Annotated in this window: 20 protein-coding genes and 1 tRNA gene; 12 read left to right on the top strand and 9 right to left on the bottom strand. The window is 58.9% G+C overall.

From position 1 onward, the window contains the following. On the top strand, positions 1 to 1,231 hold a 1,231-nt coding region (locus MB02_RS16325; protein ID WP_156495563.1), incomplete at its 5' end, for a sulfatase/phosphatase domain-containing protein. Between the two features lie 112 nt (positions 1,232 to 1,343). Here MB02_RS16325 and MB02_RS16330 read toward each other — a convergent pair. Both MB02_RS16330 and MB02_RS16335 read right to left on the bottom strand, forming a co-directional pair. Beyond that, entirely contained in the window at positions 1,344 to 1,625 is a 282-nt protein-coding gene (locus MB02_RS16330; protein WP_170304774.1) for a hypothetical protein, read from the bottom strand. Between the two features lie 210 nt (positions 1,626 to 1,835). Continuing rightward, the gene (locus MB02_RS16335; protein WP_067540400.1) at positions 1,836 to 2,162 is read right to left on the bottom strand and encodes a cupin domain-containing protein; all 327 of its coding nucleotides are present in this window, start codon (positions 2,160 to 2,162) and stop codon (positions 1,836 to 1,838) included. 225 nt (positions 2,163 to 2,387) lie between these two features. Between MB02_RS16335 and MB02_RS16340 the strand changes: the two genes are divergently transcribed. The 8 genes from MB02_RS16340 to MB02_RS16375 all read left to right on the top strand — a co-directional run bounded on the left by MB02_RS16340 (position 2,388) and on the right by MB02_RS16375 (position 10,382). Then, entirely contained in the window at positions 2,388 to 2,642 is a 255-nt protein-coding gene (locus tag MB02_RS16340; RefSeq protein ID WP_067540341.1) for a hypothetical protein, read from the top strand. 161 nt (positions 2,643 to 2,803) lie between these two features. After that, positions 2,804 to 3,214 carry a DUF2946 family protein gene (locus tag MB02_RS16345; RefSeq protein WP_067540344.1) on the top strand — a complete coding sequence of 137 codons (411 nt, stop codon included), beginning with the start codon at positions 2,804 to 2,806 and terminating at the stop codon, positions 3,212 to 3,214. A gap of 223 nt (positions 3,215 to 3,437) precedes the next feature. Continuing rightward, on the top strand, positions 3,438 to 3,959 hold the full coding sequence (locus MB02_RS16350; protein ID WP_067540347.1) for a copper chaperone PCu(A)C: 522 nt from the start codon (positions 3,438 to 3,440) through the stop codon (positions 3,957 to 3,959). Next, positions 3,952 to 4,608: an SCO family protein gene (locus MB02_RS16355; protein WP_235829557.1), complete on the top strand. Its 657-nt coding sequence runs from the start codon at positions 3,952 to 3,954 to the stop codon at positions 4,606 to 4,608. Before MB02_RS16350 ends, MB02_RS16355 begins: the two co-directional genes overlap by 8 nt. Before the next feature lie 23 nt (positions 4,609 to 4,631). Then, complete coding sequence (locus MB02_RS16360) at positions 4,632 to 6,668, top strand: TonB-dependent receptor (RefSeq protein WP_206598605.1); 2,037 nt, start codon at positions 4,632 to 4,634, stop codon at positions 6,666 to 6,668. A gap of 32 nt (positions 6,669 to 6,700) precedes the next feature. After that, complete coding sequence (locus tag MB02_RS16365; protein WP_206598606.1) at positions 6,701 to 7,849, top strand: PepSY-associated TM helix domain-containing protein; 1,149 nt, start codon at positions 6,701 to 6,703, stop codon at positions 7,847 to 7,849. After that, complete coding sequence (locus tag MB02_RS16370; protein WP_067540354.1) at positions 7,846 to 8,529, top strand: response regulator; 684 nt, start codon at positions 7,846 to 7,848, stop codon at positions 8,527 to 8,529. The genes MB02_RS16365 and MB02_RS16370 overlap by 4 nt, the downstream gene beginning before the upstream one ends. Positions 8,530 to 8,540: 11 nt before the next feature. Beyond that, positions 8,541 to 10,382, top strand: a complete 1,842-nt coding sequence (locus tag MB02_RS16375) for a sensor histidine kinase (protein WP_407919343.1) — start codon at positions 8,541 to 8,543, stop codon at positions 10,380 to 10,382. A 451-nt stretch (positions 10,383 to 10,833) separates the two neighbouring features. On the opposite strand, the gene MB02_RS16380 is transcribed toward MB02_RS16375, so the two are convergent. After that, a complete protein-coding gene (locus tag MB02_RS16380) occupies positions 10,834 to 11,451 on the bottom strand; it encodes a trimeric intracellular cation channel family protein (RefSeq protein WP_067540360.1) in 618 nt (205 codons plus the stop codon). Positions 11,452 to 11,803: 352 nt separating this feature from the next. Here MB02_RS16380 and MB02_RS18195 point away from each other — a divergent pair, with 352 nt between their 5' ends. Then, a complete protein-coding gene (locus MB02_RS18195) occupies positions 11,804 to 12,241 on the top strand; it encodes an energy transducer TonB (RefSeq protein WP_082826269.1) in 438 nt (145 codons plus the stop codon). Between the two features lie 76 nt (positions 12,242 to 12,317). Here the strand turns inward: MB02_RS18195 and MB02_RS16385 are convergent, their stop codons facing one another. The 6 genes from MB02_RS16385 to MB02_RS16415 form a co-directional block, all read right to left on the bottom strand. Beyond that, a complete protein-coding gene (locus MB02_RS16385; protein WP_156495566.1) occupies positions 12,318 to 12,734 on the bottom strand; it encodes a hypothetical protein in 417 nt (138 codons plus the stop codon). Between the two features lie 460 nt (positions 12,735 to 13,194). Beyond that, positions 13,195 to 14,166: a 3-keto-5-aminohexanoate cleavage protein gene (locus MB02_RS16395; protein ID WP_170304775.1), complete on the bottom strand. Its 972-nt coding sequence runs from the start codon at positions 14,164 to 14,166 to the stop codon at positions 13,195 to 13,197. Positions 14,167 to 14,834: 668 nt separating this feature from the next. Beyond that, positions 14,835 to 14,910, bottom strand: a tRNA-Thr gene (locus MB02_RS16400). Between the two features lie 47 nt (positions 14,911 to 14,957). Beyond that, positions 14,958 to 15,839, bottom strand: coding sequence for a hypothetical protein (locus MB02_RS16405; RefSeq protein WP_067540373.1), 882 nt, complete (start codon positions 15,837 to 15,839; stop codon positions 14,958 to 14,960). Then, positions 15,832 to 17,151, bottom strand: coding sequence for a replication-associated recombination protein A (locus tag MB02_RS16410; RefSeq protein WP_067540376.1), 1,320 nt, complete (start codon positions 17,149 to 17,151; stop codon positions 15,832 to 15,834). The genes MB02_RS16405 and MB02_RS16410 overlap by 8 nt, the downstream gene beginning before the upstream one ends. A gap of 62 nt (positions 17,152 to 17,213) precedes the next feature. Beyond that, a complete protein-coding gene (locus MB02_RS16415; RefSeq protein ID WP_067540409.1) occupies positions 17,214 to 18,368 on the bottom strand; it encodes a glycosyltransferase family 4 protein in 1,155 nt (384 codons plus the stop codon). Between the two features lie 220 nt (positions 18,369 to 18,588). Between MB02_RS16415 and MB02_RS16420 the strand changes: the two genes are divergently transcribed. Both MB02_RS16420 and MB02_RS16425 read left to right on the top strand, forming a co-directional pair. Continuing rightward, positions 18,589 to 18,798, top strand: a complete 210-nt coding sequence (locus MB02_RS16420) for a dodecin (RefSeq protein WP_067540379.1) — start codon at positions 18,589 to 18,591, stop codon at positions 18,796 to 18,798. A 160-nt stretch (positions 18,799 to 18,958) separates the two neighbouring features. Next, positions 18,959 to 19,660 (top strand): DUF4336 domain-containing protein, encoded by a 702-nt coding sequence (locus tag MB02_RS16425; RefSeq protein ID WP_067540382.1) that lies wholly within the window; start codon positions 18,959 to 18,961, stop codon positions 19,658 to 19,660.

A 19,660-nucleotide genomic window follows, 5' to 3' on the forward strand; every position in this document is an offset into this window, starting at 1 on the left:
TGGCGCGAGCGCGGAAGGCGGCCTGGATGGCAGCATCAACTATATGGGCCGGATTCAGGGCTTGCCAGAGCCGGAGGCAGTCAGGATGGCGGGGATGGACAGGATCGGCAGCGCCGATGCCTATGCCCAGTTCAACGCCGGTTGGGCCTGGGCGCTGGACACGCCATTCCAGTGGACCAAGACGGTGGCTTCGCACCTTGGCGGTACGCGCAATGGCATGGTCCTGACCTGGCCCGAAAAGATCAAAACTCCGGGTGGGCTGCGCAGCCAGTTCGGTCACGTCAACGACATCGTGCCGACTATTCTGGAAGCGGCAGGGATCGAAGCGCCCAAGGAAGTCAATGGCATCGTCCAGAAGCCGATGAATGGCACCAGTCTGGTTTACAGCTTCAATGACGCCAAGGCCCCGGAGCGCCACACCACGCAGTATTTCGAGGTGTTCGGAAATCGGGCAATCTATCACGATGGCTGGATGGCTTCCGCCTTCCACAATCGTTTGCCGTGGAATGTCATTGCAACGCGTCAAACGCCGATCGAGGCAGACACATGGGAGCTTTACGATCTGCGCAAGGATTTCTCTCAGTCAAACAACCTTGCCGAAAAGTATCCGGAGAAGCTCGCCGAACTGAAGGCGTTGTTCATGCAAGAGGCGGAAGCCAACAATGTCTTGCCGTTGCGGGGGCAGCCGGTGACGAATGACCTGCCGGATCTGGCCAAGGGGGTCACGCGTGCGACGTATCACGAAGGTACGGTCAGCGTTCCGGAGAAGGCCGTACCGCACATGTTCAATCGATCATGGTCTCTATCATCCGATCTGGACGTGCAGGACGAGACCCATGGCGTGGTTGCCACGATCGGTGGCAATGCGGCAGGCTGGTCGCTCTATCTTGATGCGGACAGGCGCCCGACTTTCACGTATCGCATGTTCGAGCTCAAGACGGTCGATCTCAAAGGTGCCCCGCTCGCGCCGGGCAAGGCGAAGCTGAAGGTCGACTTCGACTATGACGGCACGGGCTATGCCAAAGGCGGCAAGCTGACTCTGTCGGTCAATGGGCAGCCGGTGGCAAGTGACACGTTGCCCGCGACCCCACCTGCCATGTTCTCCATCAACGAGACATTCGATGTCGGAATCGACACCGGTTCAGCCGCTGGGAAATATCCCGTGGATGCGCCGCTCGGTTATAGCTTTGAAAATGGAAAAATCGATCAGGTCACGATCGAGTTGAGATAAAATATACGGCAAGGGAGGGATGAACTCCTCCCTTGCCTGAAATTGAGGGAGAGAGCCACTTCGATCGTCTGAATCGGTGGAGTGCTGCGGCTCTCCATTGGCTGCGGGAGTTCTACATCCCTTCGGAAGTGCTTGTTGTTTCCTCACTATCGCTGACATTGTCAGCCCCGTTGCCTTTTGTGATCCCCGATGCCTTGTTGGACCGTGTGGTATTGTGATTGGTGGGCGCCACATCGGCAGGGCCACTTTCATCGGCATTGTCGGCACTGCCGGACATGACGCCATGTGCTTCACCGGAATGGGTCGCGTCATGACTGGGTGGATCAATCGCCAAAGCGGAACTGGCGAAACTGACGGCGATGATGCCTGACATTACACAATGAAAAATGCGCATTTAGCTGCCCCTTTTGTCTCAAGACCTCAGACTTGTTGCCTGTTGCATGAATTACCGGTGAACTTGTTGCGCGAAGTGACCGGGGTGGTAGCCCAAAAGAATGCTGCCGTGGGAATATGATGCCTGCCGGGATATTGCTAACAAGAACCGCATAGATGCGCTGTCTTGCGTTGTTCTTTCAACACTATCGCGCGCACCTCTGCGTGAAGCCTAAGCCTCTCCGATATGAATGGCGAGCCAGATCGTTGAGTCATCGGTGTACGTCACCAGATGTGCCACACCGGCCGGGATCAACAGGTGGTCGCCGGGGAACAAAGTCCATTCGCCCATGCCTTGTAACGACAGTTCCGCCTTGCCCTGGAGTACGAGCACCCACTCATCCCAATCCTGCAGATACGGTTCGTCTGGCGGTGTGGAATGGCCGTGCGATATTATTCGTTCAATACGCACGCCGGGGCGGCGCAGCAGGTCCTCGAATTGCTCATCCCGGATATTCTCTTGCTCCACACGCAATAGATTGCCGGGGAGTACAGCCATCACACCATGATCAGAATTGGATCCCATGATGTGCAATATGTCAGTGAGTTATTCGTAAGGAAAGTGTTGGTGCCGGCTTAACTTCGTGCGGTCTGTTGGCAGGAAAGTGGACGTTCCACTGGAAAACTCTTCGACTCAATTCAGGAACCTTACTGCCTGGTAAGTGGTTCAGTGACCGGAGCCGCGCCAATGCGGTCCGGATGAAAACACTGTATGGGGATTACTATGCGTAAGATTGCCTTCATGACCGTGGCGGCTGCGTCCGTTGCTCTGGCTGCATGTGGTTCGGGTGCTGAAACGCAGACCGAAGCGCAGGCGGATGCAATGGAGAATAAGGCCGACACCCTCGAAGAGGCGGCCGAAAACGCGCCGACCGAGGCTCAGGAAGAATCTCTCGAAGCCAAACAGGACCAAGCCGAAGCCAAGGCAGATGCCTTGGAAGACAAGGCCGATGCGGAAGAAGGCGCAACCGGCATGTGATTTTCGGTTCCACCATAGCGAGTGGAAGGGAAGGGGCGGCTTTGGGCCGTCCCTTTTCGTTGCGGCGTGTGTTTCGTGGGCAGTTGCACGCGCCGAACCAAGCGGGCGCATCGAAATCACCTGCTGACAAGGTGCCGGACGGGACCTAGTGGCGTTCTCTCATGCACAACCTGCGCGCCTTGATTCGGAAGCATCGCCATCTTGCGATGGCGCTTCTCGTGCTGGCGTTTTGCATCAAGGCAGTCATGCCTGCCGGGTTCATGGTATCGAGCACCGGCGACACTGTATTGACGGTAACGATCTGTTCGGAAAGCTCCAGCGGTCTCAAACAGATGCAATTGGTCATAGCGGGCAAGAGCCATGGCGGTGACCACACGGACAGCGCGAAGAAGGAGGGGCATTGCGCCTTTTCCGGCCTCGCCAAGGTGGCTGTGAGCGGTGCGGATGCGATCCTGCTCGCGCTCGCGCTTGCCTTTATTCTCGTGCTCGGTCTTGCACCGACAAAGAGCCTGCCGCTTCGGCAATTTGGCTATCTTCGCCCACCGTTACGTGGGCCACCGGCAGCGGCCTGACAATCTGACCTGATTTGTCGGCCTTCCCGGCCCGCGCTTGTGACGCGTCTGCCGGGCTGTCGGAGCGATCTGCATGTATTCCATCCATAGCTGCCCTGAAGGGCGGCCCCCGGCGGAGGTGTCCGCCGCGCAAGCCAATGGTGGCCAACGCAATCCCGTTTGCGCAGGCAGCCGGTCTTTCCGGCGCCGCATACGGCCATACCCACATTCCGGAGACTATCTCATGACCATTCGCCCATTCCTCTCTGCTGCCGTCCTTTCTGGCACGCTTCTTCTCGGGGCCTGTAACTCCGCGCAGGAAACAGAATCTCCTGTGGGAGCAGAAGCCACAGGCAGCCAGATTGCCATCACCGGGGCCTGGTCGCGTGAGACGGCGGAAGGGCAGGACACAGGCGGTGCGTTCATGACCATTGCCAACGCGGGCACGGCGTCAGATCGGCTGACCGGAGGCGCCAGCCCGGTGGCAGACGCAGTGCAAATCCACACGGTCGACATGGCTGGCGGTGTAATGCGCATGCGCCAGCTGGGCGATCCGTTGGACATTCCGGCAGGGAGCTCCGTCAAGCTCAAGCCGGGCGGCCTCCACATCATGCTGATGGGGCTCAAACAGCCTCTGAAACGTGACGAAACGTTTCCTCTCACTCTGACGTTCGAGAAAGCCGGCGCAGTTGAGGCCGAAGTGAAGGTCGAGCCCATCACTTCAGAAGGGCCGATGGGCGAAATGGCCGGAGGCCATCATGACTGACAAGTTCCCCGAACTTGAGGATGAACAGTCCCCCGAGCGGCGGATGGAGGGGCTGAAGGCGTTGCGCATGTTCTTGTGGCTGGCGGTTGTGTTGATTGGCGCTTTGGCATTGTTCGCCATCTTCGGCGGTGAACGTCATTCCGCTCCGCAGCAACGGACCACGTTTGCCGATACTGTCGGCGGGCCATTCACTCTGACCGCACCGGATGGCTCGGCTGTCAGCGATCAGACATTGGCGGGCAAACCCTTCGCGATTTTCTTCGGTTTTACGCGCTGCCCGGACGTATGCCCGACCACGCTTTCCCGTCTGGCACAACTGCGCCAGCGGATGGGGACGGATGGCAGCAAGTTTGCGATCGTCTTTGTCTCGCTCGATCCGGAACATGACAGCCCCGAAGACATCGGTCGCTATGTCGCTTTGTTCGACACCCCGATCATTGGCCTGACCGGTACGGATACCCAGTTGGCCCAGATCGTGAAGGCCTACCACGTTTATTACGAGAAAGTGCCGGTCGAAGGTGGGGGATATACCATCGACCATACCGCTGCCGTTTACTTGATGGGCGCTGACGGCAAGCTCCAATCCATCATTGACCACCATGAAGGCGCTGATGCCTCGCTCGCCAAACTTCGGCGGCTGGTGAAATGACATTTCAAAACAGGGAAATATCCATGACAAGAATTATAACCGCATCGGCCTTCGCGCTGGTGACGGCCATGCTTCCCGCCGCCGCCCACGCAGACGAGAATAGTCAGGCACCTCATTCACAAAGGGCGGACACCAGCTTTTCGGTCGGTGAAATCACGGTGACCGCACGCGGTATGGCGGGCAGCAGCGATAATGTGCTGACCTCGGTCGACCGCATGGGTAGCGATGTGGCGCAGAACGCCGATGTCGATAATGTGTTCGAGCTTATCGGCCGGATGCCGGGCATCCAGGTGACGGATTTCAACCAGGGGACGACCGGCGGCAAATTCTCAATGCGGGGCTTCAATGGCGAGGGGAACATCAATGCCGTCAAGCTGCTGATCGATGGCATTCCGTCGAACAGCAATGACGGCAACATGCCCTACATCGACATGGTGTTCCCGCTGAATATCCAGACTATCGAGGTGGTGCGCGGAACGTCCGATCCGCGTTTTGGCTTGCACGCCATTGCGGGCAGCGCGGATATCGTCACCCGTTCCGGCGGGACCTATCTGGATATGCGTGGGTCGGTCGGCAGCTACGGCACATATGAAGGCCAGTTGGTTGCCGGTCTCGAACGTGGCAATTTCACGCAGAACTATCAGGTCGCCTATCGCGACAGCAGCGGATACCGCGATCATGCGGATGCGCAGCGGCTCTCTCTCTCCGGCAGATGGGGGCTGTCACTGGGCGAAAATGTGAACCTGGGGGTGATCGCTCGTTACTACGAAGCCGATGCGCAGGAGCCGGGCTATCTGACTTTTGTGGACAGCCGCGCCGATCCCCGGATGACCAATGCCTACAATGAATCCGATGGCGATACGCGCGATATGCAGCAATATGCGCTGACCGCCGACATATCCTTCTCCGACCGGCTCGACTGGTCCAGCGCGGTTTATTTCAACCGTCTGCGCGATGACCGGTACGTCAAGTTTTCCGCAGGCGCTTCGCAGCAGCGGCGGCTGACCGAAGAGGACCATTACGGCATTTTGAGCGCGCTGCACTGGCATGGTGACATCGGCGGTATGCCAGTAATGCTGGAGGTGGGCGGCGATGTGCAATGGCAGGACAATCGCTCATTGCGCTGGCTGGCGGTGGAACGTGTGGCGACCAGCCAGACCCGCGATCAGCAGTATGATCTGACCGTCGGTGGATTCTATGTCCAGGCCATTCTCGAACCCGCGCCTTGGCTGCGGATTACGCCTGCTTACCGGATCGACTGGGTCGGTGGCAATTTCGAGAACCGCCTGAACGACACCGGTGCGCCGATCAACGATTATGGCAGCATTGACCAGCCCAAGCTCTCGATCGCCATCCTGCCGGCAGAAGGGGTGACGCTGTATGGCAACTGGGGCAAGACTTACCAGATCGGGCTGGGTTCGGGAGCTTACCTGATACCGCCGCGTGCTATCGACCTTGCCCCTTCGATTAACGAGGGGTGGGAAGTCGGCGCGAAATATCAGCTTGGCAAGATCTTCGAAGCGCGCATCGCCTATTGGGAGCAGAGCGCTACCGGCGAAATCGCGCGCAAGCTCAACGATCCACTCGGCGATTTCGAGAATGTCGGTGCGACGGATCGCAAGGGCGTCGATGTACAAGCCAGCATTCGCCCCACGGCAGGCCTGTCGATATGGGGGGCTGTCGGCTGGCAGAAAGCGACTATTACGGTTCCGTCGCCAGACACGCCGCAATATGCGGGTAATGAGATCAATCACACTCCGCACTGGCTTTGGTCGGGGGGGATCGACTGGTCACCTGCAGATGCGCTGACCCTGTCGCTCAGCGGGCGGGGGCAATCGTCCTATTACCTCTCCACTGCCAACGCTGAAGGGAAGTGGGGAGAGATGACCGTATTCGATGCCAGCATGTCCTACCGGTTGAACGAGACGGTTGAGCTGGGGCTGGCAGTCAAGAATCTCGCCAATGATTACTACGAATACGTCTGGTGGGATGGTGCGCAGACATTGCATAGTCCGGCCAATGGGCGGAACGTCACCGCCAGCATGCGGTTGCGCTTCTGATGCGTGCGAAGGGGGACAGGCTAAGGCGCTCCGTGCGCAAGCTCCACTTGTGGCTGGGGCTTGGCCTTGGCTCGGTGTTTGTCCTCCTTGGTCTGACGGGATCGATCCTGGCCTTCTATCCGGAACTGGATGCCCTGTTGCATCCTGAAATCCGGGTGGAAGGTCAGGGGATACCGGATTGGGACCTTGCCCTGGCGACCGTGCGTCATGCCTATCCGGACAAGCCTGGGCCCTGGCGCTTTGAAGTCATGGACAAGCCGGGGGCAATTCCGGCGCGGTATTACGATCCGCCTGAACGGGCGGGGCACGCGTTTCGCCCGATGATGGTCTGGCTATCGCCGGATGGCGGCACATTGCTGCGTCGCGATTACTGGGGCGAATATGCCATGACCTTTTTCTATGACCTCCACTATCGCTTGCTGCTGGATGAGGCGGGCGGCAGGATTCTTGGGTGGCTTGGCTTCGGGCTGCTTGCTCTGCTGCTCAGCGGGCTGTGGGCATGGTGGCCGCGTGGGACCTGGATCAAGGCAGTTCGCTTCAAGCGTCACGCACCGCCTCAGCGCCTCCTGCGCGACTGGCACAAGCTGAGCGGCCTATCAGGGTTGGCTTTTCTGCTGATCCTGACGATCACTGGCATCATGCTGGAACTGCCGGATGAAAGCGATGCGGTGCTGAACGCAGTCGGCCTGCCCGTCGGTCAGGCTCCAACAGTAAGAGATGATCGCGCCCTATCGCCTGTGACCTCCGGAATTGCACTATCGCGAGCGATCGACACTGCCAGGGGCGCCTTGCCGGGCGCGCGACTTGCCTGGATCGAAACACCTCCCGCAGATGGCGGCGTTTATCGGATGCGCATGCAAGTTTCGGGAGATCCCAGTTTTCGGTTCCCGCATAGCTTCGTCTGGGTGGATGGCGCGACCGGGCAGATCAAGGCGGTGCAGGACGCCCGTGACGGCAAAGCAGGCACAACGGTCAACAACTGGATCCATTCGCTCCATGATGGATCGGCTGGTGCGCTTGCAGGGCGAATCCTGGTAGCTCTGTCCGGCCTGTTTCCGCTGATCCTGTTTATGACCGGGTGGTTGCGCTGGCGAACGCGGGGCCGGACAAGTCGTGGCCGCATCTCCCCAATTCATGGGATGGCCGGAACCGGCAGGGTTGCTTTAGGAAGTGGGGAATGACTGACTCGGGAACCACGTCAGGCCTCGCGCCCCATCAGGTGCTGTTGGTGGAAGACGATCCGCCAATTCGTGAGCGGTTGGCCATTGCACTGGAGGCGAAGGGCGACTGTATCGTTTCCGCCGCCGCCAGTCTTGCCGAAGCGCGGACGTTTCTGGCGCAACGACGCTATGACCTGATTGTCTCCGACTTGCGCCTTCCGGACGGCCTTGCCATCGAGTTGCTGGCGGAAGCAAGGGAGTGTCAGCCAGAAGTCGAAATCCTGGTCATCTCGGTGTTAGGGGACGAAACAACGATCCTTGCAGCTATCGCAGCCGGTGCATCCGGCTATCTCCTGAAAGATGCGCTTCCGGAAGACATTCATGCGACTGCGATCGAGGTACTGTCCGGGGGCTCTCCGATCTCACCGTCGATCGCGCGCTTTATTGTACGGCGAGCGCGGCAGGAAGGCGGGAGCCCGCCTACGGTTCCCGGGCGCGATGCTCCGCGACTGACTCCGCGAGAGCTGGACATATTGTGGGGCATTGCCAAGGGCCTGACATACAACGAGATCGCGGACCAGCTCGATCTTTCGCGAAATACGGTCCCTAGCTACATCAAGGCTATCTATCGCAAGCTTCAGGTCGAGACCCGTGGTGAAGCGGTATACGAAGCCGTCCAGTACGGCCTTATTCAGTTGTGACGCATTGGCGGGTGCTTTTGCCGCGCCTACAACCGATCGTCGGTGCGGCGTGGCTGGCCATAGCGCTCGTTATTCTCAGCCTGGTGGCATCGCTGGCGGCTTTTCGTGAGCCTGATCGGCGCATGGCGGTCCAGAGCATGCAGTGTCAGCAACTGACACCCGACGGGGTTGTCCTGACGGCTGAGAAGACAGTGCATCCGCCTTTCGTCGAAACGGGTGCGGATCGTTTCGCACATGACGTTACTGATTGCCGTTTCAGTCTCAATCTCACAGCTGACGAGATCCGCGATGCCGCCATTCTCGTCACTGCGTTCGACGATGCGATCACTGTCCACGTAAATGGGCAGAGGGTCATTTTCTCCCAGGTCTACCAATGGCGCAATTTGCGTTATTCGACTCTGCCGGTCTTTGTCCCTCTGTCAGGGGGCGTACTGCATGAAGGGCAAAACCGTTTCTCGGTCACCCTTTCGGCACTTCCGGGCAGCGTGGTTTCGCTCGATCGTATCTTCATTGGCGATAAGCGCGAATTGCGACCGTTCTTTCATGCGCGATGGTTCGTGTCAGCAGTGTTGCCCACACTCGGGGTGGGCGGCCAGATGGCGCTGGCAATCGTTTTCGCGCTGCTCTGGGCGGTGCGACGGCATCAGAGGGAATATGGTTGGCTGGCCGCCGCGCTCGCGCTGGCGGCGGCGCGCGGTTCCGTGTTGATGCCCGATTTTGGGCTTGGCCGCTCTGACCTCCCCATCTGGAATATGCTTGTGGTCTGGGAGGTTACGGCCCTGCTGATGTTCTGCCGGGCCATCGCAGCCACGCCCGTTACACGCCGGACGTGGCTGCTTGCGGTTCCACCGGCGGTGTTGATGCTGGTCTATGCTCTCGTATCGCTTCCCACGATTGCGAGCTTACTGTTGCCAGCCTGTATAGCGATGATCTTCGCCTATATGGCAATGGCATTCTGGGCTCTGATCCGGGCGGCAATGCGCGGCAACAACGACGCGCTCCTCGTGCTGCTTGGCTTGCTGCTCATATCCGCATTCATGATCCGCGACTTTCTGTCGATCTTGAGCCAGGAACCGACGCGGGCATTTCTCGCGCGTGCCGTGTACAGCGGCTTTCTCATTGCTCTCGCGGCGTTGGCGACCACTCGTTTTCTGCGTGCCATGCGCGAACTCGATAGCACTGCCGGGACGCTGCAGGATCGTGTAGCCGCAGCCGAGGCGGAATTGCGCGATACTTATGAGGAATTGCGCAAGCGGCGGGAAGCTGAGGCTGTGGAACGCGAACGGTCGCGGCTAATGCGCGATTTGCACGATGGGCTGGGGGGTGATCTCGCCTCGATGCTTGCTCTGGCAGACGCGCCTGAGCCCCGCACGAAGGAGATCGTCAGCCATGCCCGCGCAGCATTGGCCGACATGCGCCTGATCATCAGTTCGCTGGAGGATTTCGGAGGAGATCTGGCACTCGCTCTCGGTGCCTGGCGCGAACGTACGGAGCCGCAATTGCGGGCTGCAGGAATCAAGCTGGTGTGGGGCATGCGTGACCTGCCGCCGATCATCGGCCTGGGGCCGGCACACGTGCTGGATGTGCTGCGTATTCTTCAAGAGGCGGTGACCAACGTCATCAAACACGCCGACGCGACGCAAATTACACTGGAAATGCTTGAGCAGGGCGATGCTATCGGCGTGGCGATCCGCGACAACGGCCGCGCATTCGATCCAAAGCCAGGCGGCAATGGGATGCGCAACATGCGGATGCGTGCGCAGAGGCTCAACGCCTTTCTTTCCATTGGGAGGGAGGGGAACGAAACCAGGGTTCTGCTGCTGCTTCCTCGTGTCTTCGTTACCCAGATTTGACGGTTCGCCCGAAAAAGGATCGGCAATCAAACCTGTCCATCCGCTCTGTACCTGCTTCGTTTGCGGTGAGCTCTCACTTGCAGCGAAATCTGGGCGTACCGACGAATACCGCATGAGCGGTTGAGCATCCATCCCATGTTCATGGGGTACCGCCCCGACCCTATGCAGTCCAAGTGGCACATGAGCTCGGATATGGTTTGAAGGCTCATGCTGACACTGCAGAGGCACCATGTGCTGAGCCTCTTCCCGGCTGTGGGGCAAACCGGGCAGGCTCATCTCTGGGCAGTGTTGGCAGCGGCGTGCCGCGCGCCTTTCGATGCAGGGCCGCAAATCGGCACCGGCTCCGATCTGCCTGCACGTAAAGGGGCGCGGCATTGCAGGGTCGTCAGATCATGAGATTGGCCGGAATGTCGGGGAATGTTGCCGCGGTAACAGTTGACGGCAGCCTACCTCAGTGACCTCGATGCAGTGGCAAGGCCAGATGCCATCGAATGGCAATTCCGCGCAGTGCAAACCCAAAGACAAAGCCGATCGCGGAAGGCCATGGTGCGCCAAGCCCCGCGGTCGTCAAAGTCACAAAGATGATTGCTGCCAGCAGCGATGCCGTCACGTAGATTTCGTTCCGCATCAGTATCGATGGAACACCAGCGGTGATATCACGGATGACGCCACCGATGCATGCCGTAATCACGCCTGCAGCAATTGCGGGGATCGGACCAATGCCATATTCGATCGCTTTCGCCGCACCATATACCGAGTAGGCAGCCAACCCCGCAGCATCAAGCCATTCGAGCGCACGATTTGGCCATTTTCGCATGGGGACTGCCCACGCCAGAATTGCAACAATTGTACACAAAATGACCGGGGTTGGATCGAGCATCCAGAACACCGGGGCACCGATCAGTATATCTCGCAGCGTTCCACCTCCGGTCGCCGTGATGAGTGCGAAAAACCAAGCTGCGACGAAGTCCAGACGCTTGCGCGCGGCAGCCAAGGCCCCTGATGCGGCAAAGACCGAAATTCCCACGACGTTGAGCCAGACAACCAGATTCTCGATCGGTATATCCATGGGGACATATTAGACTCGCCGCGTGTCAACGTCACGACTGCTAAGTTGTCGCGTCCGAAAAGTCCGCTTAGGCGGGAAAGTTGGGGGAGGCGCCCCCGATCACCATTGATAATACATGTCACTCACTTGGCCCGTGCAACGGTCAATCTGCATGACATGAAAATGGACCCAGGCGAATCCTATAATGTCTTGATGAAGCGCCTAGAGACGCTGCTTACCTGAAAGCCAGGCTTGAGGCGGATGACAAACGCAACCTGTGTGGCTGGCGCTAACACTAGACGAGATGACAGATAGATAAGAAATGATAATTGTTAGAGCAATTTGAATCGAGCGGTGGGTATAGGGTGAATCTATGCGTTGGGGAATATTCGCGCTTACTCTGGCGGTTCCCGCAAGCGCCGCACAAGCTCAGGGTCCCGTCCACGCCCCCGGAGTGCCGAGTAAATCCGACCCTAGACCGATTGCGGTAACGACCTGGATCACGCCCAGCGACTTCCCGCGCGAAGCAATGCAGAGGCAGGTCAGTGTAATACGGTTTCGCCTTAAGGTAGATGCCACTGGAGTTCCGACATCCTGCGAAATCCTGAGTACGAGCGGCGTCCCTGCGCTTGACAGTCACACGTGCCGCCTTCTTCAGCAGCGGGCAAGGTTCAGGCCGGGCGTCAATGCAGCCGGGAAACCTGTAGCTGGTACATACTCTAGCGCGGTGCGGTGGCAAATTCCGCCGTCGTCGCCGCCGCCTCCACCCAAATATGACCGAGACTCTTGGCGTTATCGGCTGAAGCAGTAGGAATGGGTAAGAGGACAAACCAAGTTTGACCTCGAATGTACCCGCGCCACTTAGCACCAGTGTGGTTTAGCTCCGTTCAAATGCCATTTGCATACGGCTGGTTCTTGGGAGAGTCCTCCGTCAGGCACAGTCTGTAATTGATGCCATTGACTTTGAACTGCGTGTAATTGGGAATGCCATCGTTGGTGACGAGTTGCAGCGGCAGATTCTTCCAGCCGACATCATCGGCAGGTCTCAAATCGGTGCCCACATCGTCGTCAAACCTGCCCTCCTGCATGCCCTGCATCTTGAGAGTGGGCTTGTTGAGCCGATAACGGCCCACAATCATCTTGCCCGTGGTTGCATCCACCGCATCGTAGAGCATTAAAATGAAGAGGTTCGTGCCATTGGCTTCAAACGGCACGGCACCTTCTGAGGTGCCAATCACCAGCATTTTGTCGCCACCACACATGCCTTGCCGAGTTTGGTTGGACATGACGTAAAAGAAGTTCATGCCATCATCTCCGGCCTGCTGAAACTTATTTACGATTGCCTTTCGCTGGAACTGATCGAACCTGGCATCCAGTTGCTCGTCACTCGGCCCAAGGTCTTCCTCAGGGGGGTGCTTCAATTATCGGCTGTTCGGTCTGATCTGTTGCACTGACCACACACGGTCTGAAGACCTTGAAGACAACCTTTGGCACTGGGAAAAGGAATGCCCGTGAGAAGATCAATTAGACAACCGTCCGGAACGGCAGGTTCTGGGATGAAAATCGGTATTGGCCGACATTCAAATGGGCTCAGTGGGACCGACATTCACGTTCTCGGTGAGGTGCTTGGATGGCGAGGTTTAATGGCAGGTACAGCGTTGCACGGACGTGCGATCCAATCGATCGCTCACTGTGACCCCGGCCATCTCATTTGGTAGGAACGACTGCAGCCCGCGCTCGTGAGCGTCGGGCATTAAACCTGCATCACGCCATCTGCGCGCTCCGTTCCTTCACGCCGAGGAACCTCCTTGCTTCGGCTCCGCTCACGACGGGCCGTCCAACCGACCTTGCCAATTCGATTGCAGATTCGACAAGTTCGCTGTTGCGCAATTGGGTGGTTCCACTCACATCTTCTTCGCCCACGCGAATATGTCCGCCCTTTTCAAGCGCATAACGAGCCACAGGCGTGTCGAGGACATTGTCCCCCTGGGCCGCAATCAGCCAAGGCAGATCCACACCGTCGAGCGCTTCCAGATACGCATCCAATGCCTTGATCGTGGGGGCAAGGGCGTTGCGCACGGTGGGCTCTTTGTCCGTCCAGACCTTGTAGCGCCCGCCGAACCAGATTTTCACCATCGTACCCTTGGGCAACAAGCCGCGCTGGGCGTATTCACGGATCCAGTAGCACATGGATGGCGTATAGATTCCCAGAGCAAGTGGAGTCTGATGCTTGTTGGCAAACATCACCAGATCATGCGCTTCCGAATAGGTCTGGCCATTGACCCATGAATTGCTGGGAAGGCCTGTCTCGTCCATGACGGCAAATACGGTGCGCCCCATCTCGACGGCAATCATGGTCAGGCACCCGGCTTCCGCAAGCGCCGGGTAATGCTGGTGAACCTCTGCGTGGGAGGCCCCTGTCAGTAGCGGCGCGGGGTAAATCAGGGCGTGGGGATGAGTTTCGAGTATTGCCTGATTGATCCGGACAACTTGCGCAACCTGCTGGTCCATCGGCAGGTCAATGTCCTGATGGTGATGGATTATACTCGCGCCCGCATCCAGCGACGCGCGCGCGCCCGCCAGCGTCGGCCCGTACAGGCTCCCCTCGCTGATGCCGGGACTCGTGGATTCTGCGTCCGTCGATGTTGTCGGGCCATCAACCAAGACTTCGATGCCGCTCGCTTTTTCAAGCGATACGGCGGCTTCAATGATGATCGGCATTTCTGAGCTCGGCATGGCAACATCCACTCCAAGGGCTATGATTGTTCTTATTCGCAGCGTAATTTGGGGTTCCGTCAGCCGCAACGGCAAGGCCGCTACCTTCAAGAGGGACAGCAGGCTGGGACAATTTGTGCTGCCTCGATACTGGTTACCGCCCGGCCAATGGTGGAGCCATGCCCTCTCGATAGAGTTCTGTGGCATAGGACTTGGAGATGGTGAGCTCTGGCCATCCAGCGCCAATTGCAAAGCATTTGTGCAGCTATAGAGCCCGCAGAACATGTCGAGCTGGCCTTGCCGGAAGGGTTCGATTTCCCGACGTGCAGCTATCTCGATGATGCTTCGTGGTTTTTGGGATCATGGGGTGGAAAGGGCGGTAGCGGGTTGCTGAACTTTCCGCCCGCCACGTCAGCCTTTCCTTAGGAAAGGCGATATTATGCGCTGCAAGTTGCTGCACGCATTTGTGAAAATAACCTTTGTTTTCATGTCACTATATAGCGCAAACATGCTCGGCGCGCAAGTCCGTGCTTAAACCGCCGCAACATGCGCGACTGCGCTTGGTCACAGCCATGCCGTTCTACCGAGTGTGCTGGAATACCCTGCACGGTGGCTGCTATGTGGTTGCTGGGGAGGCTAGTTCAGCCTGCAAAATGACTGAGAAATTCCGATAAGTCATTGATTTTATATGGTGCCGGCTGCAGGGATCGAACCCGCGACCCCCTGATTACAAATCAGGTGCTCTACCAACTGAGCTAAGCCGGCCCACGATTCTGTGACAGGTGCACTGAACGGCGCGTTGCCCCCTTGCTTCAAATGGCGCCGAACGTCCAGCCCTCAGTGCATGCTATTGCATCGGTCATGTCGGGTGGATGCCACAGTTCTTCGCGACTGGCGGTGTTTCGCAGCCAAACGGCGGTGAGCAGCGCGTCGGCGGAGTGGTCGGTTATCGGGGTATTTGTCCGCAAAGGCGGGCTGCCCAGTGTAATCAGCGCCTCGTTGAGTTCGTCATAGGAGCGCATTTTCGATTTTCCCGGTGAACGGTGGGCTGCGATCGCGGCCAGCGAAGTATAGATTTCGACCAAGGCAGAGCCCTGTGATGGCAGCGGGTCGATTGGCCATATGGGAAGACGCCTGTCGAGGCGATGTAGCATGCGCATCCCGGTCAGGCTCGATTTGCCGACTTGCGCCGCGCCGACGAGATTGAAATTGCTATATGGCTTGCAGCCGGAGTGACGTTGCGCGTGTTCCGTAACCCGGAACCTGCCCTGGCCGCCCCCATGGCCGCTGGCGCTGAAATGTCTCCCTTCACGCCCGCCGTGGCGACGGAAATAGTGGGAGGCCTCCGGATGATCGACAAAGCTGGTGGCGGACAAGTGCTCGTCATTCCGGCAGATCTGATCGACCATGGCCCATAGTGCACGGGCATCGCGGGGGCTGGCGTCCCAACCGGGGAAAAACGCATTCCTGTCGGCGAAGGGCAGTGAAATCCCCAGATCGACGCCAACCAACGTACCCAGCGGCATCTCATGCAGCAGCCATTCCAGCACTTCTGCGCGCGTCCAGCGACGCGTGGGGTGGATAAGCCTTGGAGGACCGCCGTCGGCGTCGCAGAGGGCGACGGCTATACCTCGCTGCCGTTCCCCGATTGCGCCTGACCAGTCGATTGCGGCGAAATGGGAGAAATCAGGCACTGCGTTTTGCGCGCAATTTGTTCCAATAGGCGATGCGTTCGAGCACTTGCCGTTCGAAGCCGCGCTCGACCGGTTCGTAGTAAGTCTGCGGAGACATGCCTTCCGGCCAGTAGTTGTCGCCAGAAAAGCCGTCTGCGGCATCGTGATCGTAAGTATATCCCTCGCCATAGCCGATATCCTTCATCAGCTTTGTGGGGGCGTTGAGGATATTTTGCGGCGGGGCGAGGCTGCCCGTTTCCCTGGCGCTTTTCCAGGCCGCTTTCTGGGCCTTGTAGGCCGCATTCGATTTGGGAGCGGTGGCACAATAGAGACAGGCCTGTACGATCGCGAGTTCGCCTTCGGGGCTGCCGAGGAATTCGTAGGCGTCTTTGGCCGCCAGGCATTGCGCGAGAGCTTGCGGATCGGCGAGGCCGATATCTTCACTGGCAAAGCGGGTCAGGCGACGGAGTACGTAGAGCGGCTCCTCACCCGCGGTGAGCATTCGTGCGAGGTAATAGAGTGCCGATTGCGGATCGGAGCCGCGCAGGCTCTTATGCAATGCGGAAATGAGATTGTAATGCCCATCGCGGTCCTTGTCGTAAACCGCGACACGACGCTGGAGGAATTTTCCGAGCTGGGCAGGATCGAGTGGTGTGGCAATGCGGGCGGCATAAAGCGTCTCGGCCTGGTTGAGCAAAAACCGCCCATCTCCGTCGGCTGAAGCGATCAGGGCTTCACGCGCCTCGACAGTCAGCGGAAGCGGGCCTTCCAATGCTTCCGCCCGGTCGAGCAACTGCCCCAAGGCGGTTGAGTCGAGCCGGTGCAGGATCAGGACCTGCGCCCTACTGAGCAAGGCGGCATTGAGGGCGAAACTGGGGTTTTCGGTCGTCGCACCCACCAGAGTCACGGTGCCGCGTTCGACGAACGGCAGGAAACCATCCTGCTGCGCGCGATTGAAGCGGTGGATCTCGTCCACGAAGAGCAGGGTCCGCTGCCCCGCCTTGCCCATCGTCTCTGCCTCCGCAAAGGCCTTCTTCAGATCGGCAACGCCTGAAAATACCGCACTGACGGCTGCGAAACGCATACCAACGGCGTCCGCGAGTAACCGGGCTATGCTGGTCTTCCCAGTACCGGGTGGGCCCCACAGGATCATGCTGGAGAGCCGTCCGGCGGCGACCATTCGCCCGATGGCGCCTTCCGGCCCAGTCAGATGCTCCTGTCCGATGACTTCAGCGAGAGAAGCGGGACGTAGCCGATCCGCCAAGGGCGCATCGGCACGGGGTTCCTCAGGAGGAGACGCGGGCGGGGGTGTGTCTTCGAACAGGTCGCTCATGACTGTCGCCTGATAGGGCAAGGAGGGGGCATGGCGCCAGCCCTGTCAGATCAGTCCGTGGTCTAGGATGAACCTTCGGCTTGCCGGACCAGACGGCAATAGGTTTCCGCGACGGTGTGGTTGATGCGATCCCAGTCGAAATCGCGGCTGCGCCGCTCACCGGCTGCGCCGTGATTGCGGCGAAGTTCGGGCTGTTCGATATAGGCGCGGAGGGCCTGTGCGAAATGATGGATTTCGCCGGGACGGATCAGCCGGCCCGAAATCCCATCGTCAACCAGGCTTTCGCTGCCTGTTGCGGCAGAGGCGACCACAGGCAATCCGCAGGCCATGGCCTCTAGCGTGACATTGCCGAACGTTTCCGTGACCGACGGATTGAACAGCATGTCCATGCTGGCAACCGCGCGGCCAAGGTCCCTGCCGCTCTGGAAGCCGGCAAAGGCCGTACCTGGCAGGCGATTCTCCAGCCAGTTCCGTGCAGGGCCGTCGCCGATCACCAGGACCTTGTGGGGGACGCCGGCCCGGCGCAATTCGTCCATGGTGTCGGAAAAGACGTCCAGCCCCTTTTCCATAACGAGCCGTCCGAGAAAGCCGATTGCGACGTCGTTGTCGGCAATGCCCATGGATTGCCTCCACTCCGTGTCACGCCGCTCTGGATTGAAGATCTCGCGATCGACGCCACGAGACCAGATGGAGATGTCGAAGCCCATGCGTTCTTCGCGCAGAACCTGGGCCATGCTCTCCGATGGTGCGACCACGGCATCGCATCGCCGGTAGAAACGGCGCATGATCGCTTCGATCAGCGGCTCGGTAAAACCGAGGCCGTAATAGCGCATGTAGGTTTCAAACCGGGTATGGACGGAAGCAAGCACAGGGATGCCGCGTGTTCGCGCCCAGCTGACGGCTCGATGGGCCGTGACATCGGGTGACGAGACATGCAGCACGTTGGGCGCAAACGCATCCAGATCGCGCCGTACGGCCTGAGACAGGCCCATGGGGAACCTGTATTCCTTGCGCCGGGGAATCGCCACTGATGGAATGCCGATCAGTGTGCCCGTCGGTTCGAACGCGGGTTCTTTCACGACCGGGGCATAGATACGAACTTGTGCGCCTTGTCGTAAGAGATACCCGACAAGCCGGTTGAGCGCCTGATTGGCGCCATCGCGGACGTAATTATAGTTCCCGCTGAACAGTGCGATCCGAAGCTGGGATATTTCCATCACGCGTTGGCCCATAGGCGGGGAAATCCGACTTGGCGAGAGGCTTGGCGCCCCGGATACCGGAGGAGCTGACGCAGGCATGGGGATGCTATGCCAGAAATGGCTGGCCGTTGAAAATTTCACTGCAACTGGAAGTGGTTGATACTGGGCCACCTTGTATGCCGGGGCGAGAGAAGGTAGCCTTCCTGCTGGACGGGTGGAATTGGCAGAGGAGGCCTAAATGGACCATCACGTCTACAAGCTCACCGAAATCGTTGGAATCTCCAAAGAGGGAATGGACGCGGCGATCCGGGTGGCGCTCGATCGCGCTCGCAAAACGGTTCGCAACGTGCGCTGGTTTGAAGTCGTCGATGCGCGTGGTTACGTGAATCACGAAGGCGAGATCGACTATCAGGTAACATTGAAAGTCGGCTTCAATCTGGAAGACTAGACTGAACCGAAGAGGGCGTGACCGGATTGCCGGGCGCTCTCCTCGCGTCCCGTTCGACTGCAATTCGTATGTGAGGCCTTGTGTTCTTGCGTCAGCACGTCAGTGCGGCAGGGTGCAGCCTGTGTTTTGCACCAATGAAGCATCGGTGTAGGGATGCGATGTGGAACGGCTCCGACCCATAGGCGAGGATATCTGGCTGGCTGAAGGCGATTGCGTGTCCTTCTATGGCTTTGCCTATCCGACGCGTTCGGTGATCGTGCGTTTGCGGTCAGGGGATTTGTGGTTCTGGTCGCTGATTGCGTTCAACCCGAATTTGAAATCTGAACTCGATGCAATTGGCACGGTGAGATTTTTGGTCAGCCCCAACAAGATCCACCATCTGTTTTTGGGCGACTGGCAGGATGCTTACCCGGATGCGGCAGTGTGGGGGACCAAGTCGACTGCGGACAAGCGCCCGGATCTGCGGTTTGCGGGTACACTGGCTGACGAAGCTCCGCCGGGGTGGCGCAATGAGATTGCGCAATTCTGGGTGCGGGGATCGCCAGCGCTCGATGAAGTTGTCTTCTTTCATCGCCAGTCGCGCACTTTGATATTCGCCGACCTGTCAGAGAATTTCAGTGCTGCCTTCCTGCAGGCGCACTGGGCACCGTGGCAACGCGCGATTGCTCGCATTTGGAAAATCGTCGCAGGTTGGGGTTATGCCCCGCTGGAATGGAGGCTGTCGTTTTTCGACAAGAGTCATTTGCGCCGGGCGAAGGCGCACTGGCTCGAACTTGATCCGGAAAACGTCATCATGGCCCATGGCGAATGCCAGTTCGGCAAGGGGCGAGCCTATATCGAACGGGCTTTCGCCTGGGTCTGA

The organism is Croceicoccus estronivorus (genome assembly GCF_001625325.1).
Lineage (GTDB): Bacteria > Pseudomonadota > Alphaproteobacteria > Sphingomonadales > Sphingomonadaceae > Caenibius > Caenibius estronivorus.